Below are 25269 nucleotides of genomic sequence, written 5' to 3' on the forward strand. Positions count from 1 at the left end.
GCGCGCCCGTCGGGGAGGTCCGTCCGCGTCGGCTTGCGAGCGGCGTGGGGCGCACGCACAGAATGGGAATACTGCGGAAAGCCGCTAAAGAGGCAAAAGCCGCGAAGAACCACTAACTGTCGCAGGAATCCAGCGTCGGGAAGAAGGCCTCGTGAGCGTCGAACCTCCGTCGTCCGGCCGCCCCACAGGACCGCCCTCGGGCCCCCTGTCGGGACCCTCCCAGCCGCCCTCCGGCCCGCCCGCACAGCCCCCGTCGGGCACGGGTGGGGGAGCACCGGGCCCCGAACCCCACCACCCGTGGTGGAAGTCCGTCCCCCGCATCGCGGCGCTCACCGCGGTCGTGGTGGCCGCGGTGGTCGTCGCCGTCGTCCTGTCGCGCGGCGGGGGAGGCGGCGGCACCGCCCAGGGCGGCGAGGTCTTCCTCCAGGCCGCGGGCAACACGGGCCCCGACCCGTTCACCGAGTCCACGGCGACGGACAGCTCCGCCCCGCCCGTCAGCCCGTCCCCGGCGACCGAGACGGCGCCGTCGAACGCGGTACGAGGCGTCGACGGCGGCGCGCCCGGCCTGTACGGCGGCACCCGCAAGGTCGCGGCCTGCGACGTGGAGAAGCAGATCAGGTACCTGGAGCAGGCCCCGGAGAAGAACCGGGCGTTCGCCTCGGTCGCCCGCGTCGAGCCGTCCGATGTCCCCTCCTATCTGCGCTCGCTCACCCCCGTGCAACTGCGCATGGACACCCGCGTCACCAACCACGGCTACCGCGACGGTGCCGCCACCAGCTACCAGGCCGTCCTCCAGGCCGGCACGGCGGTCCTCGTCGACGACCGCGGGGTGCCCCAGGTGCGCTGCGCCTGCGGCAATCCGCTGACTCCGCCGGTCGCCCAGCAGGGCACGCCCAGGCGGACGGGTGACCACTGGCCGTCGTACCGATCCTCCGACGTCGTGGTGGTCTCGCCCGCGAGGACCACGGTCAAGGCCTTCGTGATCTACGACCACGACCGCGAGGAGTGGATCTCCCGCCCGCGCGGCGACGACGGCGACAAGGACAAGAAGACCCAGCCGCCGCCGCGGCCCTCGCCCTCGGTGAGCGTGTCGACGCCGACATCGCCCAGCTCCCCGTCCACCACCCCCACCTCGCCGTCGCCCAGCTCCGAGACGACGACGAAGGAACCCACGACGAAGGAGCCGACGACGAAGGAGCCGACGACCAAGGAGCCGACGACGAAGGAGCCGACGACCGAGGAGCCGACGACGAAGGAGCCGACGACCGAGGAGCCGACGACGAAGGAGCCGACGACCAAGGAGCCGACGACGACGGAGCCCACGACGATGGAGCCCACGACCACGAAGCCGCAGTCGCCCGAGACGTTCACCTCCGCGCCGCCGCCGTCGGGCCCGGGCACGACCATGACGTCGCAGTCGGCGTACACCACGAGTGCGCCGCAGTCGCCGTCGCTGTGACGTACGGCGCCACCTGCGCGGTGACTGTGCGGCCCCGCTCTGGGTACGAGGACTGGTGCAGTAGTGTCCGGCCAGTTCCGGCTTCCGAGAGAGATACGCATGATCGAGCACGTGGACGGGGCAGTGATTCCGACTGGTTTCGACGTGCCCGTGGAACCGCTTCGGCGGGCGGCGCACTACAGCGGTGAACCCGGATGCATCGCCGAGGCGCGGTCCTTCGCCGCGCTGTTCCTCGGCCGGCTCAGGACCGAGTGGTGCGCCACGATCGGCGAGTCCGCCGAGGACAAAGTGCTCCTGGTGGTCAGCGAGCTGGTCACCAACGCCGACCGGCACAGCAACGGCCCGTACATCCTGGATCTGGAGGGCACCGACGACGCGGTGGCGGTCTGCGTGTACGACAGCAGCTCCGCCCTGCCGCGCCGCTTCCCCAGGGATCCGGAACGCATCGGTCGGCACGGTCTGGAGATAGTGCACGCGCTGGCGGCGGAGGTCGCCGTGGAACGAGTGCCGGTCGGCAAGCGGGTCCGTGCGGTGCTGCGGCTGAGCGACGCGTGATTTCCCCCAGGGCGGAACGCTGATCCCTTGCCCAGGTTTCCCACGCTTCTAGGCTGGGCGGGTGAGCAAACCAGCGACGAACGAAGCCCGCGTCATCCCCCTGCGCCGGGGAACGACCCGCCCCGCGTCCGAACGCCCTGCCACCGCGGCACCCGCGCCCGCCGCCACCCCCTCCGCCGTGCCCCGGACACCGCAGCCCTCCGCACCCGCGCCCAAGGAGCCCCTGTGGCGCGACCTGATCGGTGACGTCCTGCGCCGTGAACGGCTCGCCCAGGAGCGCACGCTCAAGGACGTGGCCGACGCGGCCCGGATCTCCATGCCGTACCTCTCGGAGGTCGAGCGCGGCCGCAAGGAGGCCTCCTCGGAGGTCCTCGCGGCCGCCGCCCACGCCCTGGGGCTCGGCCTCGGCGACCTGCTGTCCCTGGCGCAGGGCGAGTTGGTCCGGCTCGCCGGCCGCCGAGTACCCGACAGCGGGCGCGGCAGGGCGGGTTCGTCGTACGACGGGCTGTGCCTGGCCGCCTGACGCCGTGCCGGCGTCTCAGACCGCCACGAGGCGCCGGCTCACCACCTCGTCGGCCAGGCCGTACGCCACGGCCTCCGGCGCGGTGAACACCTTGTCGCGGTCCATGTCCGCGCGCAGCGTCGCGATGTCGTGGTGGGTGTGCCGGGCCAGCACCTCCTCGACCTGCGAGCGGATCCGGACCATCTCCTTCGCCTGGAGGGTGAGGTCGGAGATCGCGCCCCGGCTGCCTCCGCTGGCGGGCTGACCGAGCAGCACGCGCGCGTGCTCCAGCACGAACCGCCGCCCCGGATCCCCACCGGCCAGCAGTACGGCGGCCGTCGACGCCGCCTGGCCCACGCAGAACGTGGAGATCGGCGCCTGCACGTACGTCATGGTGTCGTAGATCGCCATGAGCGAGGTGAACGAGCCTCCGGGGGAGTTGATGTAGATCGCGATCTCGTTCTCCGGCGCCGCCGACTCCAGATGGAGGAGCTGCGCGATGACGACGTTGGCGACGCCGTCGTCGATCTCGGTGCCGAGGAAGATGATCCGCTCCGACAGCAGCCGGCTGAACACGTCGGAGGACCGCTCGCCGTGCGCGGTCCGCTCGACGACGTACGGAATCGTGTAGTTCCCCATGTCACAGCCCCATCCGTCGCTTCGAGGCGGCCGGGCGGACGTCGGCGAGCGACGCCACGACCTGGTCCACCATGCCGTACTCCCTGGCCTCCTCGGCCGTGAACCAGCGGTCGCGGTCGCCGTCCCGGGCGATCGTCTCCGGCGTCTGGCCGGTGTTCTCGGCGAGGAGCCGCTCCATGGTCCGCTTGCTGTGGTCCAGGTTCTCCGCCTGGATCTCGATGTCGGCGGTGGTGCCGCCGATGCCCGCCGATCCCTGGTGCATCATGATCCGTGCGTTCGGCAGCGCGTACCGCTTGCCGGGTGTGCCGGCGCAGAGCAGGAACTGGCCCATGCTGGCCGCGAAGCCCATGGCGAGCGTCGACACGTCGTTGGGGATGAGCCGCATCGTGTCGTAGATGGCGAGGCCCGCGTACACGGAGCCGCCCGGGCTGTTGATGTACAGGCTGATGTCGGTACGGGGATCCTCCGCCGACAGAACCAGCAGCTGGGCGCAGACCCGGTTGGCGGAGGCCTCGGTGACCTCGGTGCCGAGGAACACGATGCGCTGGCCGAGCAGTTGGGCGGCGAGATGGTCGTCGAACCGCGTCGGCGGTGCGTCGCCCTCCTCGGCGCGTGGAGCGAGTGCGGTGAGTGGAGTCATCGGTTCTCCTCGTGGTGGCGGGATGCCGTCGACTCCACTCTTGACTTCGCACGACGCCGGGATGCGGATTCTCTGCCCGCGGCAGATTCGCTACGGGCAGAGCGGCTCGCTCAGACCTTCTCGCGCAGTTGCCGGAAGAACGCCCGTACGTCCCCCACCAGCAGATCCGGCTCCTCCATCGCCGCGAAGTGGCCGCCCCGGTCGAACTCCGTCCAGCGCACGATGTTCTCCGTCCGCTCCGCCTTGTGGCGCAGCGGGATCTGCGGGTCGCCGGCGAAGGAGGCCACCGCGGTCGGAGCGGTCGAGGGCTCGTGCGGGGCGGCGACCCGGTCGCCCGCGGCGTGGGCGCGCTCGTAGTAGACCCGGGCGGACGAACCCGCCGTGCCCGTCAGCCAGTACACCATCACGTTCGTGAGCATCAGGTCCCGGTCGACGGCCTCCTCGGGCAGGTGCTCGGAGTCCGTCCACTCCTGGAACTTCTCGACGATCCAGGCGAGTTGGCCTACGGGCGAGTCCGTGAGCGCGTACGACAGGGTCTGCGGCCGGGTGGACTGCAGGTGGAAGTAGCCCGTCCCGTCCCGGAACCAGTCCGCCCACCGGCGCCATGAGGTGAGCGTCCGCTCCCGCTCCTCTGGGCTCAGCGCCGCCAGTTCCTCAGAGGTCGGCTCGGTGGCCGCCTGTGCGCCGGGCAGCAGGTTGAGGTGGATGCCGATGACCCGGTCGGGGTGGACGCGGCCCAGTTCGCGGGAGATGGCCGCACCCCAGTCGCCGCCCTGGGCGCCGAACCGCTCGTAGCCGAGGCGCCACATGAGCTCGGCCCACGCGTCCGCGATCCGCCGTGACTCCCAGCCGGTCTGCCGGGTGGGCCCGGAGAACGCGAACCCCGGAATGCTCGGCAGCACCAGGTGGAAGGCGTCGGCGGGGTCGCCGCCGTGTGCGGCCGGGTCCGTGAGCGGACCGACGATGTCCAGGAACTCGACGATCGAACCCGGCCAGCCGTGCGTGATGATCAGCGGGGTGGCGTCCGGTTCGGGGGAGCGGATGTGCGCGAAGTGCACATGCGCGCCGTCGATCTCGGTCGTGAACTGCGGCCACTCGTTCAGCCGCGCCTCCGCCGCCCGCCAGTCGTACGCGTGCCGCCAGTGGCGCACCAGCTCGCGCAGATAGCCCGACGGCACGCCGTACGCCCACCCCACGCCGGGCAGCTCGTCGGGCCACCGGGTCCGGTCGAGGCGGTCGTGCAGGTCGTCGAGGTCGCTCTGCGGAATGTCGATACGGAAGGGGTGGATGCCGTGGTCGGCGGGCGAAGATGTCATGGCCGGGATGCTAGTTCCGAACGGTGTAACGGCCATCTGAATTCGGTCGGCATGCGACCGATGAGTTTCGCGGCGAGGATCGGTCGACACAGGTGACCGCTTCCACCACCCAGGAGGTACACATGGCCACCGACGGTTTCACCACGTGTCTGTGGTTCGACAACGAGGCCGAGGAAGCCGCCCACCACTACGTCTCGATCTTCAAGAACTCCAGCATCGGCAAGGTCGCCCGCTACCCCGAGGGCGCCCCCCGCCCCGCCGGCACCGTGCTGACCGTCGAGTTCACGGCCAACGGCCACAAGTTCCTGGCGCTGAACGGCGGTCCCGAGTTCAAGTTCAACGAGGCGATCTCCTTCATGATCTTCTGCGAGAACCAGGAGGAGATCGACTACTACTGGACCAAGCTCACCGAGAACGGCGGCGAGCCGGGCCCCTGCGGCTGGCTCAAGGACAAGTACGGCGTGTCCTGGCAGGTCATCCCGGACCGGCTCGACGCCATGATGACCGACCCGGACCCGGCGAAGGCCACACGTGCCACCCAGGCGATGCTGTCGATGCACAAGCTCGACATCGCAGCCCTGGAGAAGGCCTACGCGGGGGAGTGAGCCCCACCCTTCGCCTTCCGCTCTACAGGTTCTCGCGGATCACCCGGGTGATCTCCAGGGCGATCCGCCGGATCCCGGGGGAGCGGACCGGGCACGGCTTCGGCGTCGAGGTCGTGGGCGCCAGACAGAAGTGCAGGTAGTCGTCGTCGCGGTGCAGGGCCGTCCGGTCCCGGCCCGGCTGGGTGCAGTACTCGGCGTGGTCGCGCTCGTACCCCGTGCACGGCAGGTACTGGACCCAGGAGTAGCGGGCGCCGGCCGCGCTCACCGCCTTGCCGGCGTCGGCGACCAGGTCGCCGGAGGCGGCGGCCTGCTTCTCGTAGAGGGCGTTGACGCGCCGGACCCGGTCGGGGGTGATCGGGTCCGGGCCTTGCAGCACCCAGACGATCCGGGCGTCCGAGGCCGCGGCGATCTGGTCGGTGAGCCGCTTCAGGTCGGCTGCGTACCGCTTGAAGTACGTCTCAGGGGCGGCGTCGTGGGTGATCCCGTCCATGCACCACGTGTAGTCCCACGCATTGCCCCAGAACTGCATCACCACGAAGTCCGGCCGCAGCCTGCGCACCAGGGCGGCCGCCTTGTCCTTGTCCGGCACGAGCGACCGCTCGCCCGTGCCCTCGAGGTAGTCGCACAGCGTGGTCCCCGAATACGGAGCGCTGCTGTACGCAGCCCGCACGTCGCGGCGCAGCTCCCGCCCCACCACCTCCTGCGCCTCCATCGCAAGCGAGTCGCCCAGATACAGCACGGTCGGTGCCTTCGCGGGGACGCTCGCGGTCTTCCCCGGAGCGCTCGGCGAGGCGGGCGCGTGCTGCTGCGTGGTGGCCGACGCACCCGGCATCTCCGGCGGGGTCCCGGCCCCCGGCTCCGACGCCGGATCCCCGCACGCGCCGAGCAGCACGGCGGCGAGCAACACCCCGACGAGCCACGGCTTGCGCATACGGCAACTCCCGCCCCGGACACCGAAAACGGCTCCCCAGGCAAGCACAGCCGGGACCGAGGGGGAAGACCCGTGTCGGCCAGGGAGCGCCCCGGCCGACACGGGTCCGACGGTCGTTCAGACGCGGTCCGCCGCGATCAGCAGATACTGGAAGCTGCCGTTGCGGTAGGCGGTCAGGAAGGTGTCCTCGATGCCCGTGACCAGGTGGTCGGCCTCGCGGCGCAGCTCCCAGTAGGGAATGGTCGCCTCGGTCAGGTCCTGCACATGGACCGGGACGAGCCGGTTGCGGGCCATGGCGCGGAAGTACGCCGAGCGGGGGTGGATGTCGCAGATGTAGTGGGCGTTGATGAGGGACACCTCGCGTGAGGCGCGTCCGTAAGTGTCGTTGTAGCAGCCGGTGATGACGACGTAGCGGCCGCCGCGGCGCAGCAGCCGGGCGTGCTCGGCGAACAGCAGGTCGAGCTCGACGTACATGGTGGACTCGTTGTTCCAGGAGGCCGCGAACGCCCCGGACGGGAGCCCGGTGTCGAGCATGTTGCGGCAGTGGTAGCGCACCCGGTCGTCGATGCCCCGCTTGCGGGCCTGCTCGTTGGCGAACGCGGCCTGCTTCTCGGAGAGGGTGACGCCGTCGGCCTCGCAGCCGTGGCGCAGATGCGCCACGACACTGCCGCCCCCGCGTCCACAGCCGGCGTCGAAGACCCGGTCGTCGGGCGTCAGCGGGCCGAGCCGCTCGGCGAGCAGCTCCGCCTGGGCGTGCTCCAGCCGGTGCAGTTCGGCGGTGATGCGCTCCCGGCGCCGGACGGGGTCGGGTTCGTCGAGCACGGAGCGGTCGGCGTCGCCGATGCCGTAGTGATGGTGGTAAAGGTCGTCGATCTTTCCGAGTTCGAGGTTGACCGGGTTCTCCTCGGCGTTCCAGTAGTCCGCGACGCGGGTCTGGTACGTGGACTGGGACGGCACCGGGAGGCGGGTGGTGCCGGCTTCGGGGGCGATGGTCAACGGTGACTCCTCGTGCTGGTGCGTGTGACGTTCTGTCATTCGGCCGCGCTTTACCAGTAGTTGGGCAGGTGGTAGCGGTGGCTGTTGGTGGCGTGCCACTCGTGGTTGCCGGCCACCCAGTCGGACAGGCTCTGGGCGTAGCGCTCGACGAGAGGCGAGGTGGCGGACAGCAGGGCCGACTCCTCGTCGAAGGCCTCCATGATCCGGTTGTGGATCTCGACGGACTTCAGATAGGCGGCCTTGAGCCCGCACCGCTCGTTGGCGGCGACGACCTGCGGCAGGTTGAGGTGGGTCGGGTCGCTCGCCAGCTCCTTGGTGAAGGAGTACAGGTCGTTGACGATCGTGGTCGCGTTGCAGGCGAGCGCGGTGATCCGCTGGATCTCGGGCCGTGCGTAGAGCGCCTCGGGCAGTTCGTAGCCGTCCACGGCGTCCACGATCGACAGACAGGGACGGAAGTTGTTGAACTGCCGCATCACCAGGTACTCCCAGACCCGGGGCACATACCGGGTCTCCGCCCAGGCGGCCTCGGCGAGGTAGCCCAGGTGCAGCCGGGCGATGTCGTGCACGAAGCGGTCGGTCTGGCTGGGCGTGGCGAGGGCGGCGTAGTCCCGCAGGGCGAAGTGGTACGAGCGCAGCGGACCGTCGGCCCGCACCCCCTGCCGCCACTCCTCCTCGAGTTCCGGAACGCCGTGGAAGGGGTCGATCGCCGACTGGGCCATGATCAGCCGGCCCCCGAGGCCCCGGCGCGCCCCGCCCCGGCCCTCGTCCTCCTCGCAGTAGCAGGAGTCGACGACGTTCTCGGCGAGCAGCAGCTCCCCGGCGACCGTCAGCCGCTCCAGATCGGCCGCCTCCGGATGCTGGAGCACTACGGCCCGCCCGAACTGGAACCCCGCGAAGTCCCCGTTCCACGCCTCGGGGAACAGATCGAGGCGCCGCGCCCAGGCCTCCAGCCTGCGGTCGACCTCCGCGGCCTTGGCGGGGTCGGCGGGCTCGACCTGCCGGTACCGCAGCCCCGGGATCGCCCCGCCGCGCCGGGCGCGCAGTTGGCTCGCCATGTTCGGCGGGCCCGGCAGCGAGAAGGGGGACGACGTGCTCATGGCGTGCTCCACACGGTCACTCGGCCGTCCGGCCGATCTGGGCGTTCTCGAGGATCCCGACCGCGTCGGGCACGAGGATCGCCAGTGAGTAGTAGGCGGTGACGAGGTAGCGGATGATCGAGTTGGCGTCGATGCCCATGAACCGCACGTTCAGACCGGGCTGGTACTCCTCCGGGATCCCGGTCTGGTACAGCCCGATGGCGCCCTGGTCGCCCTCCCCGGTGCGCAGCGCGATGATGCTGCTGGTGTGCTGCGGGCTGACCGGGATCTTGTTGCAGGGAAAGATCGGGACCCCGCGCCAGGCGGGGATCTCGTGCCCCTCGACGCTCGCCGTGCCGGGCACCAGCCCGCGCCGGTTGCACTGCCGGAAGAACGCCGCGATCGCCTTCGGATGGGCGATGAACAGCTTCGTCTTGCGGCGCATCGACAGCAGCTCGTCCATGTCGTCCGGCGTCGGCGGCCCGGTGAACGTGCTGATGCGCTGCCCGTAGTCGACGTTGTGCAGCAGCCCGAACTCCCGGTTGTTGACCAGCTCCCACTCCTGGCGTTCGCGGATCTCCTCGATGGTCAGCCTCAGTTGCTGTTCGGTCTGGTCCATCGGGTTGTTGTAGAGGTCGGCGACCCGCGTGTGCACGCGCAGCACGGTCTGCGTCAGGGACAACTCGTACTCGCGCGGCGCGAGTTCGTAGTTGACGAAGCCGCCGCTGATGGTCGGCTCGCCGACATGGCCCGCCTGCACCGGTACGTCGGCCTCGCCCTTGCGGTTCATGGGCAAGCTCTGCCGGTCGGCGTAGGCCTGAAGGTGCGCCGCGAGGGACGGCACCCGGTCGGTGAACTCCTCGACCACGCTCCAGGGGAGCATGAGCAGCACGCCGGCGGTCTCCGCGCGCACCGAGCTCAGCCACAGCGGGTCGGCCTGGCCGATGGCCTCGTCGCCGAGCTGGTCGCCGTCGGTGACGACGCCGAGGATCTCCTCCTCGCCGTACTTGCCTTCCGTGAAGCGGGTGAACCGGCCGTGCACGACGAGGTAGGCCTCCGTGACGGGCTGCCCGGCCTCGACGAGTACCTGGCCGGCCCGGACCTCCCGGACCCGGAACCGGGTGGCGACCTCCCTGAGCACGTCCATGTCGGGGTAGCCGCGCAGGACCGGCAGTTCGGTGAGGGTCTCGGGGATGACCTTGATGTCGTCGGCGCCGTTCTGGTCGAACTGCACCCGGCCCCGGCCCACGCGCAGTTGCAGACGCCGGTTGACCCGGTAGGTGCCGCCCTTGACGTCCACCCAGGGCAGCATGCGCAGCAGCCAGCGCGAGCTGATGGCCTGCATCTGGGGTTCGGACTTGGTGGTGGTGGCGAGCTGCCGGGCCGCCTGGGTGCTGAGACTGGTGAGCGGAGCGTCGGAGTTCGGTTCGGGATCGGGTTCGTCGATGGCGGGACCGGTGGCGCTGTCCGGTGTGGACACATTCCCTCCCGGGAGGTGAGCGGGCTGGCCGAGCGCGTGCACCAGCCAAACAGCCGGAGAGGCACCCGGATCAGGGCGTGAATGGGGCGGCTTCAGGCCCTGGAGGTGCAAACCTGCCGTATGGGGCTGCGGACGCACCGTGGGTGATCACACACCCCTCCCGTGCCCCCGCACGCCTGCGTGGCGCCGCTCGGTTCAGGTCGTCCACGTCTGCGTGGCGCCGCCAGGTACAGGTCGCCACGCCTGTGTGGTGGCGCTCACGACAGGTCGTTACGCCCGTTCAGTGGCGCTCACGACAGGTCGTCCACCAGCACCGCCGCCCCGTCGAACCGGCCCGCCTTCAGGTCCCGCAGCGCCTGGTCGGCCCGTGACAGCGGATAGGGGTGCGTGGTGGCGTGTACGCCGTGTTCGGCGGCGAGCGCCAGGAACTCACGGCCGTCCTCGCGCGTGTTGGAGGTGACGCTGCGCAGCTGCTTCTCGTAGAAGAGGTCGGTCTCGTAGCGCAGCGCCGGGACGTCGCTGAGGTGGATGCCCGCGATCGCCAGTGTGCCGCCCCGGTCGAGCGCCCGCAGCGCCACCGGGACCAGGTCGCCGACCGGCGCGAACAGGATGGCGCTGTCCAGCGGCTCCGGCGGCATCTCGGTCACGTCCCGCGCCGAGGCGGCCCCCAGGTCCAGCGCGAGCCTGCGGGCGGCCGCGCCCCGCGTCAGCACATGCACGACGGCGCCCTCGGCCATCGCCACCTGCGCGGTCAGATGGGCACTGCCACCGAAGCCGTACAGCCCGAGCCGCCCGCCCGCAGGGAGCGCCGCCCGCCGCAGCGCGCGCCGGCCGATGATCCCGGCACACAGGAGTGGCGCGAGCGTCACGTCGTCGACGCCGCCGGGCAGCCGGTAGGCGAACGCGGCCGGTACGGTCGTGTACTGGGCGTAACCGCCGTCGGCGTCCCATCCCGTGTACCGCGAGGCCGGGCACAGGTTCTCGGCGCCCCGCGCGCAGTACGCACACGTGCCGTCGGTACGCCGCAGCCAGGCCACCCCCACCCGCTCCCCGACGTCGAAGCCGCGCACCGCCGCCCCGAACCCGGCGACCACGCCGACGACCTCGTGCCCGGGTGTGACTCCCGGCCGGTGCACCGGCAGATCCCCTTCCGTGACATGCAGATCCGTACGGCACACCCCGCACGCCCGCACACATACCAGCAGCTCGTCGTCGCCCGGCACCGGCACCGGCTTCTCGACCAGCCGCAGGGACCCCGACTCGACCGGCCCCGGCTCGGACACCGACCACGCGCGCATCGTCCCGTACGCCATCCCGTGCCCCTTCGCCGCCCGGCCGCCGTCTGACCCCAGTCTCGAACGGAACCAACCATTCGGCGCGCGGCCGGACCTCCGGGTGGCTAGCGTGAGAAACCGGACAACTCATCGATCCGGGAGAGGGCCGCAGACATGGCCGCGAAACCTGAAGGAACCCCCATCTGGGCCGACGCGATGTTCAGCGACATCGAGGGGGCCAAGAGCTTCTACGGCGATGTCCTCGGCTGGACGTTCGGCGAGGAGTCGTCGGAGTACGGCAACTACACCCAGGCCTACGCGGGCGGCAAGGCCGCCGCCGCGGTCGTCCCGCCCATGCCGGGCCAGGAGGGCATGTCGCAGTGGTGCCTGTACTTCGCCTCCCCCGACGTCGCCGCCACCGCGGGGAAGATCCGCGACAACGGCGGCGAGATCCTGATGGAGCCGATGGCGGTCGGTGACTTCGGCAGCATGTGCCTGGCCCGCGACCCGGGCGGTGTCGTCTTCGGTGTGTGGCAGGCCGGCACCCACGAGGGCTTCGAGACGGCGATGGACGACCAGGGTGGCTTCTGCTGGGCGGAGGTCTTCACCCGCACACCGGAGAAGTCCGACACCTTCTTCCCCGCCGTCTTCGGCTATGGGCAGCAGCAGATGGAGGACGACGCGATCGACTTCCGCCTCTACACCCTCGGCAAGGACACCATGGCCCTGGGCCGGATGACGATGACCGAGGAGTTCCCGCCCGAGGTCCCGCCGTACATCAACGTCTACTTCAACGTCCCCGACTGCGACGACGCCGTGGCGAAGGCCACCAAGCTCGGCGGCGTGCTCCGCTTCGGCCCGATGAGCAGCCCCTTCGGCCGATTCGCCGCGCTGAGCGACCCGCAGGGCGCGAGCTTCTCGGTGATCGACACCAGTACCACCGAGGGCGACATGCCCAAGCTCAGCGACGTCTCCTGACCGGCTCCGCGGCCGGGCGCCCGGCCCGCCCATGGCATGATCGGCACATGCGTGAACGTGTTGTGGCCGCGTGCGACGGGGCTTCGAAGGGAAACCCCGGACCGGCGGGCTGGGCCTGGGTCGTCGCCGACGAGAAGGAGACTCCGACCCGTTGGGAGGCGGGCCCGCTCGGCCGGGCCACCAACAACGTCGCGGAACTCACCGCGCTGGAACGCCTGCTCACGGCGACCGACCCCGGCGTGCCGCTGGAGATCCGGATGGACTCGCAGTACGCCATGAAGGCCGTCACCACCTGGCTGCCGAACTGGAAGCGCAACGGCTGGAAGACGGCCGCCGGCAAGCCGGTGGCCAACCAGGACCTGGTCGTGCGCATCGACGAACTGCTCGCCGGCCGCACGGTCGAGTTCCGCTACGTCCCCGCCCACCAGGTCGACGGCGACCCGCTGAACGACTTCGCCGACCGCGCCGCCAGCCAGGCGGCCAGTGTCCAGGAGCCCGCGGGCAGCGGCCTCGGCTCACCGGAGCCGCCGGCCGCCCCGGACACCCCGCCGGCCAAGGCCCCGCGCCGCAAGGCCACGGCGTCCCGGAAGAACGGCAGCTCCTCGCGCACCATCAAGGCCAAGTTCCCCGGCCGCTGTCTCTGCGGACGCAGCTATGCGGCGGGCGAGCCCATCGCCAAGAACACCCGGGGCTGGGGCCACCCGGAGTGCCGCACCGCCGAGGCCTGACCCGGGCGGCAGGGGGCGGTGACTCAGGCCGCGTCGAAGGTGTAGTGCGCGGTGTGGTCCAGCAGATCGGCCGGACGCACGTCGTTCCACGGCTTCATCGTGTCGCCCAGGTCGACCACGTTCGGCGTCCCGGCGGCCGGCAGATAGCCGGAGCCGGGGTGCCGCCGCTGCCAGTCCGCCCAGAGCTTGTCGATGTAGGCGTGGTGCAGCCAGAACACCGGGTCGTTGGGCGACGCACCGGTGGCCATCTGCCCGCCGACCCACACATGGACCCGGTTGTGCAGGTTCACGCCCCGCCAGCCCTCCAGGTGGTTGCGGAAGCCGTCCGACGCGCTGTTCCAGGGCGCCATGTCATACGTCGCCATGGCGAGCACGGACTCCACCTCGGCCCGCGTCGGCAGCTCACGCACGGCGGCGCCGAGTGAGCGGCGCAGAAACGTACGCCCGTCGACGCGCACGTTCATCGGCCAGTTACCGGTCGACGCGGCGAACGGCCCGTCCATCACCTGCCCGTCGCGGCTGCGCCCGGTGCCGCCGAGGAAGTCGGGCGCCCACAGCGACGACCGTATGGAACGGTCGGTGCTCCAGTCCCAGTACGGCAGCGCGACCGAGGCGTCCACCTGCTGCAGCGCGCGCTCGAAGTCGAGCAGGAATCTGCGGTGCCAGGGCAGGAAGGACGGCGAGCGGTGGCCGGTGCGCTCGCCGTTGTCGGTGTCGCCGACGATGAAGGCGTTGTGCGTCGTGACGAACTCGTCGTAACGGCCGCTGCGCTTCAGCTCCAGAACGGCGGCGACGAACCGTCGCTTCTCGTCGGCGGTCAGCAGGGCCTGGTTCTTGCGGACGGTCATGGTGCGGTGCTCCAGAGTGCGGGTACGGCCGGTCAGTTGGCGGGGAAGGGGAGAAGTGCGGCGCCCCGCAGTTCGTCGACGGCGGCTCGGGCGGCGGCGCGCGGCGTGGGCACCGGGTCGTAATGACTGACGACGCTGATCCAAGTGCCGTCGGCATTGCGCATCACATGCAGCTCCACGCCGTCGACGAACACGGCGTATCCGCCGCCGTGATGCTGGTGACCGCCGCCCGAGGCCGGCCGGCCCTGTATCCGGCGGCCCTTGTAGACCTCGTCGAAGGACCCCGGGGAGTGGTGGTCGCCGTGCCCGGCGGCGGACGCGCCGGGGGCGGCGACCGTCTGGACACCTGCCGCGGTGGCGAGGGCGGCAGCGGCGGTGAGCGCACGGCGACGGCTGAGTTGTGGCATACGGAGCTCCTGAATACGTTCGGTTGATGACTCCGCATGCCTATCGGGCGGGACGAGAGAGGGAGAAATCGGTCGGTAGTGGTTGGCTACGATCCGGACAAGTGCCTACATGTCATGCAAGATTGAACAAAGATGATCTTGCTGCTCGTAAGGCGCCCGAATGGCCGGAATGGGGAATTCCTTCTCCTGGAGATCGCGTTGCCGGTGGTCCTTGGCGGGTCGCCGTGGTCGCAGTGGTCTGTCCCACCCGCTGAAACTGGCGCGATCCGGAACGTCGCGGCGCCCGAGGCTCGCCCTGCTACCCTGCGGATCCGAAATGACCGATTTGGGTACTTCCTAGGGGTGTGCGTGAAGGTCGCCTGCGTCGGCGGCGGGCCCGCCGGCCTGTATCTCTCGATCCTGCTGAAGCTGCGGGACCCGTCCCACGAGATCACCGTTCACGAGCGCGACCCGGAGGGTGCCACCTACGGCTGGGGCGTCACATACTGGCGCGAACTGCTCGACACACTGCACCAGCACGACCCCGAGTCGGCCCGCGCCATCGACGAGAGCTCGGTCCGCTGGAGCGAGGGCGTCGCCCACGTACGGAACCTGACGACCCGTCGGCCCGGCGACGAGGGGCGCGGCATCGGCCGCCACCGGCTGCTGGAGATCCTCGCCACCCGCGCGCGCTCGCTGGGCGTCCGGCTCGAGTTCGAGCACCGGGTCACACCGGAGAACCTGCCCGACGCCGACCTGGTCGTGGCGGGCGACGGAGTCCACAGCGCCCTGCGCGGCCGCCACGCCGACCACTTCGGCACCCGCATCAGAGCCGGCCGCAACCGCTACACCTGGCTCGGCACCAGCAGGGTCTTCGACGCCTTCACCTTCGCCTTCGTCGAGACCGGGCACGGCTGGATCTGGTGCTACGGCTACGGCTTCGGTCCCGAGGCCGGCACCTGCGTCGTCGAATGCGCCGCCGAGACCTGGACCGGCCTCGGCCTCGACACCGCGAACGAGGCCGACGGACTGGCCCTGTTGGAGAAGCTCTTCGCCGACGTCCTCGACGGCCATCCACTCATCGGCCGCTCGGGCGCCGACGGCGGCGCTCAGTGGCGGACCTTCCGCACCGTGACCAACCGCACCTGGCACCGCGACAACCTGGTCCTGATCGGCGACGCCGCCCACACCACCCACTACTCCATCGGCGCCGGCACCACCCTCGCCCTGGAGGACGCCATCGCCCTCGCCGGCGCACTGCACGAGCAGCCCGCTCTTCCACAGGCTCTCGCCCGCTACGAACAGGAGCGCCGACAGGCCCTGTTGCCCGTCCAGAGCGCGGCCCGCCACAGCGCCCAGTGGTACGAGAACCTGCCCCGCTACATCGATCTGCCCCCGCACCGGATGTTCGCCCTGCTCGGCCAGCGTCACTCACCCCTGCTGCCCTACCTGCCGCCCCAGCTGTACTACCGGATCGACAGGGCAGCCGGGCAACTGGAGGCGTTGCGCCGGCTCAAACGCTGGCTGGGACCGAGGATCGCGCGCACCGTGCACGCCAGGGCGTCCAGGAAGTAGCCGAGCCTCACCCGAACAGCCGGTCGAGGAAGGCGTTGCCGAACACGCCGTGGGGATCCAGCCGGTCCAGGGTTCCCGACGCCTCGCGCCAGCCGGTCTCCCCGAAGCTGCCGGGCACGACCGAGCCCAGCACCTCGTCGTCGCTCCAGGCGGCCTCGTCCGTGTAGGCCCAGCCCTTCGACCACTCGACCCGGGGCATGGCGTACCCGCCGTCGAACGTACGCAGCACGAACTGCTCGATCTCGCGCAGAAAGGCCTCCGCGTACGGCGTCCCTGGCAGCGTCAGGATGTTCAGCCACACGGCCGTGTCCCACTCGGGACGGTCCTCGCGCGGCCGCAGGGCGGACAGCAGCGGCGTCCGCGCACCGTCCGTACCGACGTCCGCCGGATCGTCGAGGCCGGTCACCCGGATCTCCACCGAGCCGTTGACCGGGAACCGCCCGCGCGCGGCGTACGCCGTGAGCCGCTCCCGGTAGAAGGCCGTGAACTCGGCGACCACGCGCTGCACTCGGGACCGGCTCGTCAGCACCGCGCAGCCGTTCGTTGCGATCCTCAGCGTCGTCGGCCGCAGGTACAGCAGCGTGTTCTTGGACGGCCCCCAGAGGTCCGCGGACACGGTCGCCACCAGCCCGAGCGCGGCCAGGTCGTACTGTGCGTTGCCCAGTACCGGCGCCAGATACCAGGCCCCGTCCGACACCATGCGCCCGACCAGGTCCGCCACCGGGCGCGGGACGTTGTCGGAGAACGGGTAGTTGTACGGCGTCCTCACATGCCGCGAGGTCAGCGGCCGGGTGGGGGAGACGCTCCACACCTTCAGCCAGGGAAACTCGGTGAAGGCGAACCAGATCGCCTCGACCCGCCCGGTCCGGTCCAGGAAGCTCTCGAAGGTACGTCCCTCGGTGCCGGGCGCGGCGAAGAGCTCGGCGGCCGGGATGTCCGTACGGCTCACGCACCGCAGGTCGGTGTTCGCGCCCACCCGCAGCACCACCTCGGTCACCAGCGAGCGGCCGAGATGAGTGAGCAGCGCGGCGCAGTCCGCCTCGTCACGGTCGTAGGTGCGCAGCGCGTACGCGCCCCTCGCCTCGTCCCAGACGACCGCCGTCAGCGACAGTACGAGATTGCTGAGCGAGCCGTACGTGTGCCCGGGCGGCCGCTGTTCGCCCCGCGCCGGTATCGCGGTGCCGTGCGCGTCGATGGCCAGGGCCCCGCCCAGGGTGAGGTTGCCGGGTGCCGGCGCGGCGGTCACGCCGAGGCCGTGCTCCTCCAGGTGGGTGAGCAGCGCCTCCAGGGTGACGCCGGTGCCGGCGCGTACGGAGTCCGGCGACTCCAGGGACAGGCCGGTGAGATGAGGGGCGGTGTCCACGAGCAGGACCGGCGTGTCCGACGGCATCCCCCGGGGGATCGTCAGCGGTGACCAGCCGTGCGAGGCACCCCGGGCGCGGACTCTCCAGCCGTGTCGCCAGGCCCAGTTGACGGCGGCGACCACCTGGTCCGGGGTGGCCGGTGCGCACGCCCACAGCCCGTCCGCGGTGATCTCGCCGACCCAGTTGCGGTACGCGGAGCGGTACAGGGCCACTTCCGCCGGGAAGTCCGGCAACTCCTGTGCCGCGACGGCCGGATCGGCCGGTATCAGAACGGGTAGGGCGGCCAGGGCGGCGGCGGTGCGCAGGAAGCCCCGGCGGCTGAATTCGTCGATCACAGGCCCAAGCTAGGATCGGTCCGACGGCAAGCGCTTGCTCGTCCGGCTGATTCACTCTTGTGGGTGACAGATTCACAGCGAGCGGGCCGGAGGGGCCCGTTCCGCGCACGTGCCGGACCAATGACACACTGACGCCATGGACGAGCGTGTAATCGGTAGGTTGGGCCGTCGGGCATCCGTCGTCGGACTCGGTACGTGGCAACTGGGTGCGGACTGGGGAGACGTCGACGACAAGCAAGCCCTTGCGGTGCTGGACGCGGCGGTCCAGTCCGGGGTGACCTTCTTCGACACGGCCGACGTGTACGGCGACGGACGCAGCGAGCAGACCATCGCCGCCTTCCTGCGCGGCAGGCCCGAGCTGGACATCTTCGTGGCGACCAAGATGGGCCGCCGCGTCGACCAGATCCCCGAGAACTACGTTCTCGACAACTTCCGCGCCTGGAACGACCGTTCCCGGCGCAACCTCGGCGTGGACCGCCTCGACCTGGTCCAGCTGCACTGCCCGCCGACGCCCGTCTACTCGACGGACGAGGTGTTCGACGCCCTGGACACCCTGGTCGCGGAGGAGCGCATCGCGGCGTACGGCGTCAGCGTGGAGACCTGCGAGGAGGCGCTGACCGCGATCGCCCGGCCCGGCGTGGCCAGCGTGCAGATCATCCTGAACGCGTTCCGCATGAAGCCCCTGCGCGAGGTGCTGCCCGCCGCCCAGGAGGCGGGCGTCGGCATCATCGCCCGCGTCCCGCTGGCCTCCGGCCTGCTGTCGGGCAAGTACACGAAGGACACCGTCTTCCCCGCCAACGACCACCGCACCTACAACCGGCACGGCGAGTCCTTCGACCAGGGCGAGACCTTCTCCGGCGTCGACTACGACTCCGGAGTGGAGGCGGCCGCCGAGTTCTCCGCCCTCGCTCCCGAGGGCTTCACCCCGGCCCAGCTCGCGTTGCGCTGGATCATCCAGCAGCCGGGCGTGACCACCGTGATCCCGGGCGCCCGCTCGCCGGAGCAGGCCCACGCCAACGCGGCGGCCGCCGCGCTGCCGGAACTGTCCGACGAGACGCTCGCCGCCATCCAGGACCTCTACGACCGGCGGATCAAGGACCAGGTCGAGAACCGCTGGTAGTCGCGGACGGCCCGGGAGCGGCACCCCGCTGCTCCCGGAGCCCCGTCGTTTGAGGCCTCAGCGCCGGGGTTACCCGTTTCGCATGACCGAGAGGGAAAGACGGACGGGACGCGACGAGACCGCGGACGAGCGCGCCGACCGGATGTGGGGTGAACTCCTCCAGGAGGTCCGCGTGGCCCAGATGGGCGTACAGATCCTGTTCGGTTTCCTGCTCACCGTCGTGTTCACGCCGAAGTACGACACGCTCGACGGCACGGAGCAGACCATCTACATCGTGACCGTCGTCCTGGGTGCCGCCGCCACCGGCGCCCTGATCGGTCCCGTGTCCCTGCACCGTCTGGTGTCCGGGCGGCGCATAAAGCCGCAGGCGGTGACCTGGGCCTCCCGTCTGACCTTCGTCGGCCTGATCCTGCTCCTCGCCGTGATGGCGGCCTCGCTCCTGCTGATCCTGAGGGTGGCCACCCACGACGGCTATGTGCCCTGGCTGGTCACGGGCGTCGTCGTCTGGTACCTGCTGTGCTGGTTCGTGCTGCCGCTGTGGACCCGCCGCCGCTACACGGAGTGAGCGGCGGCGCGTCGGCGGGACGAACGCCTACTCCGGTCGCGCCGAGGCTGCCGGTGCCCCGCGCAGTGCGGCGATGCACGTGGCGATGGCCTGCTGGAGTTCCTCCAACTGCTGGACCATGTCGTCCTCGACGAACTCCTGGACATCGTCGAAGGTCAGCTCCTCGAAGACCTTCGTCGCCTTCTGCAGGCTGCTGTAGAACTTCGTCCGCCGCTCCTGCACCCGCAGCTCGGGATCGGCCTCCACGGCCTCGACGACGAGCGACTTCATGGTGCCGTAGGCCTCGGTGGCCCACTCGCCGGGGTCCTCGTCGTCCTCCAGCTCGTCGATGAGCGACAGGTGCCGCTCGGCCTCCTGACGCAGGTCCACCGGCGCGTCGACGGTCTGCCCGGCGGGCGTCTTGATCTGGCCGGACTCGGCGATCTGGCGGACGTAGTCGATCCGGTCGGCCGCCCGGCTCTCGCCGGCCACGGCCTTCTTCAGCTCCTCGGTGCGGACCACGTCCCGCGCCAACTCGGCTTGCAGCTCCGGGTCTTCGCGGACCCGGTCGAGGAGTGCCTGGCGGGCCGCGCGGGCGGTCGAGGGGTCGGCGAGGATCGCGGCGCGCAGCGCGGTGGGGTTCTCGGCGACCTCCAGAGCCTTCGTCGGGCGGATGCCCTCGGCCTCGGCGGCCTCGGCGATGGCGGTGCCGCGCTCGGACGTGGCGCTGTTGCGGGAGATGTAGTAGCTCAGCCACACGTCGGCGTCCGGCAGTTCCACCTCCTGGCCCGGCGCGAGCGCCTCGAAGTGCGGGACGATGCCGTCGTCGGCGGCCCGGTCCCACGCCTTGTAGTAGCGCATGACGCGCTCGGCGGAGCAACCGGCGAGCTCGGCGAACTCCTTCGCGGACACCTTCGGCGTCTCGTCCGCGCCCTGGCCGCCGGGCCGCACACTGCGGGCCACCATCAGGCCGAAGGCCCACCCTCCGGTCCGCGCGTAGACCCCGAACTCACGCGCGTCCCGCGCCACGAGGTCGGACAGCGGGGTCTCGGGCGCGGGGGATGTCTCGGGCGGGACGAACGCAAGGGTCACGGGCGGCTCTCCTGTAGGGCTGCTCGGTCGGCAGAAGTGCAGACCGGCAGCTTATGGCACCCGTGGACGACGCCGCCGCGGTGTCCCCGCGTCGCCCGGTGCGGTACGCGAGCGGTCAGCCGAGCGCGTCCCGCAGCGCGGGCAGCAGTGTGGTCCGTGCCCAGTCGATGTAGGGCGTCTGCTCCTCGCCCCCGACCTGTACCAGGGCGATCTCGGTGAACCCGGCCTCCGCGTACGGGCGGACGGCCTCGACGAAGGTGTCCGGGTCGTTGCCGCACGGGATCGACTCGGCGACATCGTCAGGGGTGACGAACTGCGTCGCCGCGTCGAAGGAATCCGGGTGCGGCAGCTCCGAGTTGACCTTCCAGCCGCCGCCGAACCAGCGGAACATGGAGTGGGCGCGTTTGATCGCCGTGTCCCGGTCGGGGTCGTAGCAGACCGGCAGCTGCCCGACGCGCGGCTTGCCCGCGCCGCCGTGCCGGTCGAACGCCGCCAGCAGGTCCGCCTTGGGCTCCGTGGCGATCACGAGGTCGCCGAGCCTGCCCGCGAGCTCGCAGGACTGCTCCCCGGACACGGCGATCCCGATGGGCGTCGGCCGGTCCGGCAGGTCCCACAGGCGGGCCGACTCCACGTCGAAGTGCGTGCCGCGACGGTTCACATGGCCGCCCTCGAAGAGCGCCCGGATGATCTCCACCGCTTCCTCGAGCATCTCGTGCCGCACGTCCACGGACGGCCAACCGCCGCCGACGACATGCTCGTTGAGGTTCTCGCCCGAGCCGAGCCCCAGCCGGAACCGGCCCTCGGACAGCAACTGCATCGTGGCCGCCTTCTGCGCCACCACGGCCGGGTGGTAGCGGAACGACGGACACGTCACATAGGTCATCAGCGGAATCCGGGACGTGGCCTGGGCGGCAGCACCGAGCACACTCCACGCGTACGGCGAGTGACCCTGCGATGCCAGCCACGGAAAGTAGTGGTCGGAGGTCACGGAGAAGTCGAAGCCCGCCTCCTCGGCGCGGACCAGGTGGTCCACCAGCTCACGGGGGCCGGCCTGCTCGGTCATCATTGTGTATCCGATCTGCACCATGCGGGCCGAGTCCCCGGGACACCGGCGGTGAAAACGGGACGGATGGGGTGGGCTGCCGGAGTTCGCGGTGCGAAACTCTCTCGCTCGCCGAACGAGTGCCGGGAGAGGATGCCCATATGCCTGCTCGCCCTCTGCCCTCGAGCACCCCCGCCGCCCAGGGCGTCGACGCCTCCGGTGTTCACGCCTTCCTCGACGCCCTCGACTCCGCCCCCGACATCGAGCCGCACAGCCTGATGATCCTGCGGCACGGCCACCTCGTCGCCTCCGGCTGGTGGGCGCCGTACACGCCCGAACGCCCGCATCTGCTCTACTCGATCAGCAAGAGCTTCACCGCGACCGCCGCCGGGATCGCCGCCGCCGAGGGGCTGATACGGCTCGACGACCCGGTGATCTCGTACTTCCCCGAGCTCGACGCCGACATCACCGACCCGCGCAGCCGCGCGATGCTCGTGCGGCACGTGGCGTCCATGGCCAGCGGGCACGAGAGCGACACCCTCTTCGAGGCGCGCGACCTCGACAGCGAGGACCTGGTGCGCGGGTTCCTGCTGGTACCGCCGCCCCGTGACCCGGGCACCGTCTTCGCCTACAACCAGCCCGCCACCTTCACACTCTCCGCCATCGTGCGGCGCGCCGGCGGCCAGTCGCTGACCGAGTATCTCCGGCCCCGCCTGCTGGACCCGCTCGGCATCGGCGACGTGGCGTGGCTGTCGGACCGCAGCGGCCGGGAGCTCGGCTTCAGCGGGCTGCACGCCACCACCGACGCCATCGCCCGGCTCGGCCAGCTGTATCTGCGCGGAGGGGTGTGGGAGGGCGAGCGGCTGCTGCCCGAGTGGTGGGTGACCGAGGCCACGCGCCCGCAGATCCCGAACGCCGGTGTCCTGCCCGGGGAGGACTGGCAGCAGGGGTACGGCTTCCAGTTCTGGATGTCCCGGCACGGCTATCGCGGTGACGGCGCGTTCGGCCAGTTCTGCATCGTGCTGCCCGAGCAGGACGCCGTGATCGCGACGACGGCGGACACCTGGGACATGCAGACCGTGCTGAACCTGGTCTGGGAGCATCTGCTGCCCGCGTTCCGGCCCGCACCCGTGACCGGCGGCGAGACCGGGGACGAGGCCCTGGCCGAGCGGCTGGCGGGCCTCGCCCTGCCACCCGCGGCCGGCAAGCCCGCACCGCACGAGCAGGCCGAGGCCTGGTCCGCCGCCACGTTCACCCCGGACGGCGGGGTGTGCGGCCATGTGCCCGAGCTGACCGCCATCGACCTCGCGCAGGACACGGACGGCTGGACGCTGACGCTCACCGAGGACGGCCACCCGCTGCGCGTGCGGCTCGGGGAGACCGGGTGGACCGTCGCCGAGGAGCCGGTACCCACCGCGGTGAGCGGCGGCTGGACCGGTCCGGACACCCTCGTCGTGGACCTGGCCTTCCTGGAGACGCCGCACCACCTGGACGTGACGTGCTCCCTCAAGGCCCGTACGTTCAGGGCGAGTTGGCGTACGGACCCGCTGCACGGCCTGCCCCTGCGGGCGATGCGGGCGCCCCGCGCGTCGGCCTGATCAGTCCCCGGGCACCCGGAAGGTCCGCAGGAAGACGTCCAGGGCCTCCTGGTTCCCGGGGTCGTCCCAGTCGCCCGCCGGGGTCGTCCAGCGCAGTGAGTAGCCACGGTGCTCGGCGATGAGGAACCCCCGGCCGAAGGTGCGCACCCGGGTGCCGTCCTTCTCCGAAAGCCACTCCATGTCGGCGGCCTTGTATCCCTGGTACGTGGTCGCCTCGATCTCGCCGATCCGCTGGAAACCGCTCCACTCCTCCAGTCCCGGCTCGACGTCGTCGCGCCACACGGCGACGGGGTCCGGGCCCAGGCGCTCGCTGTAGGTGATCGCCAGCTTGCGCGGATCGCCGTCGGCGCTGAAGAAGACGCGGTACGCCAGGTCCGATGCGCGCTGGGTGCGCAGCGGCTTCCAGCCCTCGGGCAGGGCGACGGAGAAGCCGTCCGGTGATGTGTACGTCCGGTAGCCGTCGGGCAGGGCCGGGTCCGCGGGGGAAGCGGGGGGCGTTCCTGCCTCCGTCGCCTCCTGTGTGGGGGACGGGCTGCCCGTGGGGGTGGCGGGGGAGCCGGTCGGCGCCCCCGCGGAGGTCGACGGACTGGGCGCGGCACCGGCCGCCGACGAGCCCGAGTCGTCCGGCCGGCCGTTGGTCACCACGAGTACGGCGGCCGCGACGCTGACCACGGCCAGGGCCGTACCCGCGACCATGGCGCGTCGGCCCCAGGCCGGCCCGACGGCGCACCGACCGCGCACACGGGGGCGCGGCATCTCCTGAAGGGCCGCCTCGGGGTCCTCGTTGAGGACACGCACGAACGCGTCGCGGACCACCGGTCTGCTCAGCCGCTCCCTGGAGTCCTTGCGCAGCAGCCCCTGCACGGCCTGGGTGAGCGGCCCGGCACGCACCGGGGCGCGCAGCGGCAGCCGGTCCACCCCCTTCAAGGTGGCCTCGGGCCGGTCCCGTTCGCGATACGGCGGACGCCCCTCGACCATCGTGTAGAGGAGCGCGCCGAGCGCCCACAGATCGGACGCCGGGCCGATGCGCTCGTCGCGGGCCTGCTCCGGCGAGGCGTACGACGGCGCCGCGACCCGGGGTGCGAGGGTCGCGCCGGCCAGCCCGAAGCCGGTGACGACGACGGAGCCGTCCTCGTGCACGAACACCTGGCCCGGGCTCAGCTCGCCGTGCGTGATGCCCGCCACGTGCGCGGCCTCCAGCACGTCGAGCAGTTCCAGGCCGATGCGGGCGGCCCGGACGTAGTTGAACGTGCCCTGCTGGGTGAGGAGTTCACCCAGGGGCGTGCCCTCGATCCACTCGGTGACGATCCACAGGCTCCCTGACTCCTCGACGGCCGCAAGAACGGTGGCGACCCGGCCAGGACGCAGCAGGCCGATCCGCTCGGACGTCCGCAGGATCCGGGAGGTCGCCCGGCGCCGGTCGTCCGGGCCGGTGTCGTCGGGCAGCCCGACCTGGGTGAGGAGGCACGTGCGTTCGGTCTCGATGTCCTCGCCGTAGTAACTGACGCGGTTCGTCTCGCGATGCACGACATCGACGAGCCGATACCTTCCGGCGACCAACTCGGCTGTGGAGACGCGCGCCTTGACCATGGCCATCCCTCGCTGAACCCCTGGCTCTCATTTCTCACAGGAAGTACGAGAGACGTGGCGCGAAGCGTTCAACGAAATCCTCAACTAAAGGGATTCTCTTTTCATTTGTTTCTTACGCGCGAGTAAGCAACGGAAAAGCCCGGGGGAATTGAGCGTGCTGCAGCGGAGACCGAAATCCGCCGCCCGGCGCAGTACGTCCGAGGTCGTCGCGTTGCCACCGCACAGGACCAGCCCGAGCCGCGCGCCCTCCCCGACCCGCTCCAGCACGCGCCGGGCCGCGGGCAGCAGACAGCCGGCGGCCGGCTCGGCCCACACCTTGGCGTGTCCGGCGAGGTCGAGCACACCGCGCACCGCCCGACGAGCGTGAACGCGCTGTCCATGTCGTCGGTCAGATGCACGGATGCTCCGGCGTCCCGGGCGATCTCGACGCCGCGCAGTTCCAGCTTCGCCACGACCGGGACGCCGAGCAGTTCCGTGAGGCCCGGGCTGGGTACGGTCGGTGTGCGTACGACGTGTCCGGCGATGAGGTCGGCCGCGGCTTCGATGTCCGAGATCCCGATCAAGGCAGTGACCCTTCCGGTGCGGCCGGCGATGAT

24 protein-coding genes and 1 pseudogene are annotated in these 25269 nt (G+C 71.0%); 10 read left to right on the forward strand and 15 right to left on the reverse strand.

Annotated features, from left to right (window positions below; genetic code table 11):
- Positions 1–151: 151 nt before the first annotated feature.
- From IF78_RS43440 to IF78_RS0108505, 3 genes are all read left to right on the forward strand, one after another.
- Positions 152–1459 (forward strand): DUF6777 domain-containing protein, encoded by a 1308-nt coding sequence (locus IF78_RS43440; RefSeq protein ID WP_234439791.1) that lies wholly within the window; start codon positions 152–154, stop codon positions 1457–1459.
- Between the two features lie 99 nt (positions 1460–1558).
- Positions 1559–2014 carry an ATP-binding protein gene (locus IF78_RS0108500; protein WP_031480238.1) on the forward strand — a complete coding sequence of 152 codons (456 nt, stop codon included), beginning with the start codon at positions 1559–1561 and terminating at the stop codon, positions 2012–2014.
- 61 nt (positions 2015–2075) lie between these two features.
- The gene (locus IF78_RS0108505; protein ID WP_031480241.1) at positions 2076–2537 is read left to right on the forward strand and encodes a helix-turn-helix domain-containing protein; all 462 of its coding nucleotides are present in this window, start codon (positions 2076–2078) and stop codon (positions 2535–2537) included.
- Between the two features lie 15 nt (positions 2538–2552).
- On the opposite strand, the gene IF78_RS0108510 is transcribed toward IF78_RS0108505, so the two are convergent.
- The 3 genes from IF78_RS0108510 to IF78_RS0108520 all read right to left on the reverse strand — a co-directional run bounded on the left by IF78_RS0108510 (position 2553) and on the right by IF78_RS0108520 (position 5111).
- Positions 2553–3155 carry a ClpP family protease gene (locus IF78_RS0108510; protein ID WP_031480243.1) on the reverse strand — a complete coding sequence of 201 codons (603 nt, stop codon included), beginning with the start codon at positions 3153–3155 and terminating at the stop codon, positions 2553–2555.
- A 1-nt stretch (position 3156) separates the two neighbouring features.
- A complete protein-coding gene (locus tag IF78_RS0108515; protein WP_031480245.1) occupies positions 3157–3795 on the reverse strand; it encodes a ClpP family protease in 639 nt (212 codons plus the stop codon).
- A gap of 110 nt (positions 3796–3905) precedes the next feature.
- Entirely contained in the window at positions 3906–5111 is a 1206-nt protein-coding gene (locus IF78_RS0108520) for an epoxide hydrolase family protein (RefSeq protein ID WP_031480247.1), read from the reverse strand.
- 122 nt (positions 5112–5233) lie between these two features.
- Between IF78_RS0108520 and IF78_RS0108525 the strand changes: the two genes are divergently transcribed.
- Positions 5234–5716 carry a VOC family protein gene (locus tag IF78_RS0108525; protein ID WP_031480249.1) on the forward strand — a complete coding sequence of 161 codons (483 nt, stop codon included), beginning with the start codon at positions 5234–5236 and terminating at the stop codon, positions 5714–5716.
- Between the two features lie 22 nt (positions 5717–5738).
- Here the strand turns inward: IF78_RS0108525 and IF78_RS0108530 are convergent, their stop codons facing one another.
- The 5 genes from IF78_RS0108530 to IF78_RS0108550 all read right to left on the reverse strand — a co-directional run bounded on the left by IF78_RS0108530 (position 5739) and on the right by IF78_RS0108550 (position 11497).
- The gene (locus tag IF78_RS0108530; protein WP_031480251.1) at positions 5739–6647 is read right to left on the reverse strand and encodes an SGNH/GDSL hydrolase family protein; all 909 of its coding nucleotides are present in this window, start codon (positions 6645–6647) and stop codon (positions 5739–5741) included.
- A gap of 117 nt (positions 6648–6764) precedes the next feature.
- Complete coding sequence (locus IF78_RS0108535) at positions 6765–7643, reverse strand: geranyl diphosphate 2-C-methyltransferase (RefSeq protein ID WP_031480253.1); 879 nt, start codon at positions 7641–7643, stop codon at positions 6765–6767.
- Between the two features lie 50 nt (positions 7644–7693).
- The gene (locus IF78_RS0108540; RefSeq protein WP_031480255.1) at positions 7694–8740 is read right to left on the reverse strand and encodes a family 2 encapsulin nanocompartment cargo protein terpene cyclase; all 1047 of its coding nucleotides are present in this window, start codon (positions 8738–8740) and stop codon (positions 7694–7696) included.
- Positions 8741–8756: 16 nt separating this feature from the next.
- A complete protein-coding gene (locus IF78_RS0108545; RefSeq protein ID WP_031480257.1) occupies positions 8757–10199 on the reverse strand; it encodes a family 2B encapsulin nanocompartment shell protein in 1443 nt (480 codons plus the stop codon).
- 290 nt (positions 10200–10489) lie between these two features.
- Positions 10490–11497, reverse strand: coding sequence for a zinc-binding alcohol dehydrogenase family protein (locus tag IF78_RS0108550; protein WP_199921389.1), 1008 nt, complete (start codon positions 11495–11497; stop codon positions 10490–10492).
- Positions 11498–11647: 150 nt separating this feature from the next.
- Here IF78_RS0108550 and IF78_RS0108555 point away from each other — a divergent pair, with 150 nt between their 5' ends.
- Together IF78_RS0108555 and IF78_RS0108560 are read left to right on the forward strand one after the other, a co-directional pair.
- Positions 11648–12451: a VOC family protein gene (locus tag IF78_RS0108555; protein ID WP_031480262.1), complete on the forward strand. Its 804-nt coding sequence runs from the start codon at positions 11648–11650 to the stop codon at positions 12449–12451.
- Positions 12452–12498: 47 nt separating this feature from the next.
- Entirely contained in the window at positions 12499–13179 is a 681-nt protein-coding gene (locus tag IF78_RS0108560) for a ribonuclease H family protein (RefSeq protein WP_031480264.1), read from the forward strand.
- A 23-nt stretch (positions 13180–13202) separates the two neighbouring features.
- Here the strand turns inward: IF78_RS0108560 and melC2 are convergent, their stop codons facing one another.
- Both melC2 and melC1 read right to left on the reverse strand, forming a co-directional pair.
- On the reverse strand, positions 13203–14027 hold the full coding sequence (melC2, locus tag IF78_RS0108565; protein ID WP_031480266.1) for a tyrosinase MelC2: 825 nt from the start codon (positions 14025–14027) through the stop codon (positions 13203–13205).
- A 32-nt stretch (positions 14028–14059) separates the two neighbouring features.
- Positions 14060–14434: an apotyrosinase chaperone MelC1 gene (gene melC1 / locus IF78_RS0108570; RefSeq protein ID WP_031480268.1), complete on the reverse strand. Its 375-nt coding sequence runs from the start codon at positions 14432–14434 to the stop codon at positions 14060–14062.
- A 342-nt stretch (positions 14435–14776) separates the two neighbouring features.
- On the opposite strand from melC1, the gene IF78_RS0108575 reads away from it, so the two are divergent.
- On the forward strand, positions 14777–15988 hold the full coding sequence (locus IF78_RS0108575) for an FAD-dependent monooxygenase (RefSeq protein ID WP_031480270.1): 1212 nt from the start codon (positions 14777–14779) through the stop codon (positions 15986–15988).
- A 7-nt stretch (positions 15989–15995) separates the two neighbouring features.
- Here IF78_RS0108575 and IF78_RS0108580 read toward each other — a convergent pair whose 3' ends face one another.
- Entirely contained in the window at positions 15996–17687 is a 1692-nt protein-coding gene (locus tag IF78_RS0108580) for a cholesterol oxidase substrate-binding domain-containing protein (protein WP_031480272.1), read from the reverse strand.
- A 136-nt stretch (positions 17688–17823) separates the two neighbouring features.
- On the opposite strand from IF78_RS0108580, the gene IF78_RS0108585 reads away from it, so the two are divergent.
- Together IF78_RS0108585 and IF78_RS0108590 are read left to right on the forward strand one after the other, a co-directional pair.
- The gene (locus IF78_RS0108585; RefSeq protein ID WP_031480275.1) at positions 17824–18807 is read left to right on the forward strand and encodes an aldo/keto reductase; all 984 of its coding nucleotides are present in this window, start codon (positions 17824–17826) and stop codon (positions 18805–18807) included.
- An 82-nt stretch (positions 18808–18889) separates the two neighbouring features.
- Complete coding sequence (locus tag IF78_RS0108590) at positions 18890–19372, forward strand: DUF6328 family protein (RefSeq protein ID WP_031480277.1); 483 nt, start codon at positions 18890–18892, stop codon at positions 19370–19372.
- Between the two features lie 27 nt (positions 19373–19399).
- On the opposite strand, the gene IF78_RS0108595 is transcribed toward IF78_RS0108590, so the two are convergent.
- Together IF78_RS0108595 and IF78_RS0108600 are read right to left on the reverse strand one after the other, a co-directional pair.
- Positions 19400–20443: a hypothetical protein gene (locus tag IF78_RS0108595; RefSeq protein WP_031480279.1), complete on the reverse strand. Its 1044-nt coding sequence runs from the start codon at positions 20441–20443 to the stop codon at positions 19400–19402.
- Positions 20444–20558: 115 nt separating this feature from the next.
- Entirely contained in the window at positions 20559–21530 is a 972-nt protein-coding gene (locus IF78_RS0108600; protein WP_031480281.1) for an LLM class F420-dependent oxidoreductase, read from the reverse strand.
- 116 nt (positions 21531–21646) lie between these two features.
- Between IF78_RS0108600 and IF78_RS0108605 the strand changes: the two genes are divergently transcribed.
- Entirely contained in the window at positions 21647–23083 is a 1437-nt protein-coding gene (locus tag IF78_RS0108605; RefSeq protein WP_031480283.1) for a serine hydrolase domain-containing protein, read from the forward strand.
- On the opposite strand, the gene IF78_RS0108610 is transcribed toward IF78_RS0108605, so the two are convergent.
- Together IF78_RS0108610 and IF78_RS45845 are read right to left on the reverse strand one after the other, a co-directional pair.
- Complete coding sequence (locus tag IF78_RS0108610; protein WP_031480285.1) at positions 23084–24679, reverse strand: serine/threonine protein kinase; 1596 nt, start codon at positions 24677–24679, stop codon at positions 23084–23086.
- A 156-nt stretch (positions 24680–24835) separates the two neighbouring features.
- Positions 24836–25236 (reverse strand): annotated as a pseudogene (locus tag IF78_RS45845) (hypothetical protein); the annotation flags it as partial.
- Positions 25237–25269 lie beyond the last annotated feature (33 nt).

It is taken from the genome of Streptomyces bicolor, from assembly GCF_000719285.1.
GTDB classification, from domain to species: Bacteria; Actinomycetota; Actinomycetes; order Streptomycetales; family Streptomycetaceae; genus Streptomyces; species Streptomyces bicolor.

What these genes read in the sequence shown, in the direction of transcription:
- IF78_RS0108585 (WP_031480275.1), top strand. Translation starts at nt 17,824, where the DNA reads ATGGACGAGCGTGTAATCGGTAGGTTGGGCCGTCGGGCATCCGTCGTC.
- IF78_RS0108500 (WP_031480238.1), top strand. Translation starts at nt 1,559, where the DNA reads ATGATCGAGCACGTGGACGGGGCAGTGATTCCGACTGGTTTCGACGTG.
- IF78_RS0108515 (WP_031480245.1), bottom strand. Translation starts at nt 3,795, where the DNA reads ATGACTCCACTCACCGCACTCGCTCCACGCGCCGAGGAGGGCGACGCA.
- IF78_RS0108610 (WP_031480285.1), bottom strand. Translation starts at nt 24,679, where the DNA reads ATGGCCATGGTCAAGGCGCGCGTCTCCACAGCCGAGTTGGTCGCCGGA.
- IF78_RS0108510 (WP_031480243.1), bottom strand. Translation starts at nt 3,155, where the DNA reads ATGGGGAACTACACGATTCCGTACGTCGTCGAGCGGACCGCGCACGGC.
- melC1 (WP_031480268.1), bottom strand. Translation starts at nt 14,434, where the DNA reads ATGCCACAACTCAGCCGTCGCCGTGCGCTCACCGCCGCTGCCGCCCTC.
- IF78_RS0108520 (WP_031480247.1), bottom strand. Translation starts at nt 5,111, where the DNA reads ATGACATCTTCGCCCGCCGACCACGGCATCCACCCCTTCCGTATCGAC.
- IF78_RS0108525 (WP_031480249.1), top strand. Translation starts at nt 5,234, where the DNA reads ATGGCCACCGACGGTTTCACCACGTGTCTGTGGTTCGACAACGAGGCC.
- IF78_RS0108530 (WP_031480251.1), bottom strand. Translation starts at nt 6,647, where the DNA reads ATGCGCAAGCCGTGGCTCGTCGGGGTGTTGCTCGCCGCCGTGCTGCTC.
- IF78_RS0108540 (WP_031480255.1), bottom strand. Translation starts at nt 8,740, where the DNA reads ATGAGCACGTCGTCCCCCTTCTCGCTGCCGGGCCCGCCGAACATGGCG.
- IF78_RS0108605 (WP_031480283.1), top strand. Translation starts at nt 21,647, where the DNA reads ATGCCTGCTCGCCCTCTGCCCTCGAGCACCCCCGCCGCCCAGGGCGTC.
- melC2 (WP_031480266.1), bottom strand. Translation starts at nt 14,027, where the DNA reads ATGACCGTCCGCAAGAACCAGGCCCTGCTGACCGCCGACGAGAAGCGA.
- IF78_RS0108555 (WP_031480262.1), top strand. Translation starts at nt 11,648, where the DNA reads ATGGCCGCGAAACCTGAAGGAACCCCCATCTGGGCCGACGCGATGTTC.
- IF78_RS0108550 (WP_199921389.1), bottom strand. Translation starts at nt 11,497, where the DNA reads ATGCGCGCGTGGTCGGTGTCCGAGCCGGGGCCGGTCGAGTCGGGGTCC.
- IF78_RS0108560 (WP_031480264.1), top strand. Translation starts at nt 12,499, where the DNA reads ATGCGTGAACGTGTTGTGGCCGCGTGCGACGGGGCTTCGAAGGGAAAC.
- IF78_RS0108590 (WP_031480277.1), top strand. Translation starts at nt 18,890, where the DNA reads ATGACCGAGAGGGAAAGACGGACGGGACGCGACGAGACCGCGGACGAG.
- IF78_RS0108600 (WP_031480281.1), bottom strand. Translation starts at nt 21,530, where the DNA reads ATGGTGCAGATCGGATACACAATGATGACCGAGCAGGCCGGCCCCCGT.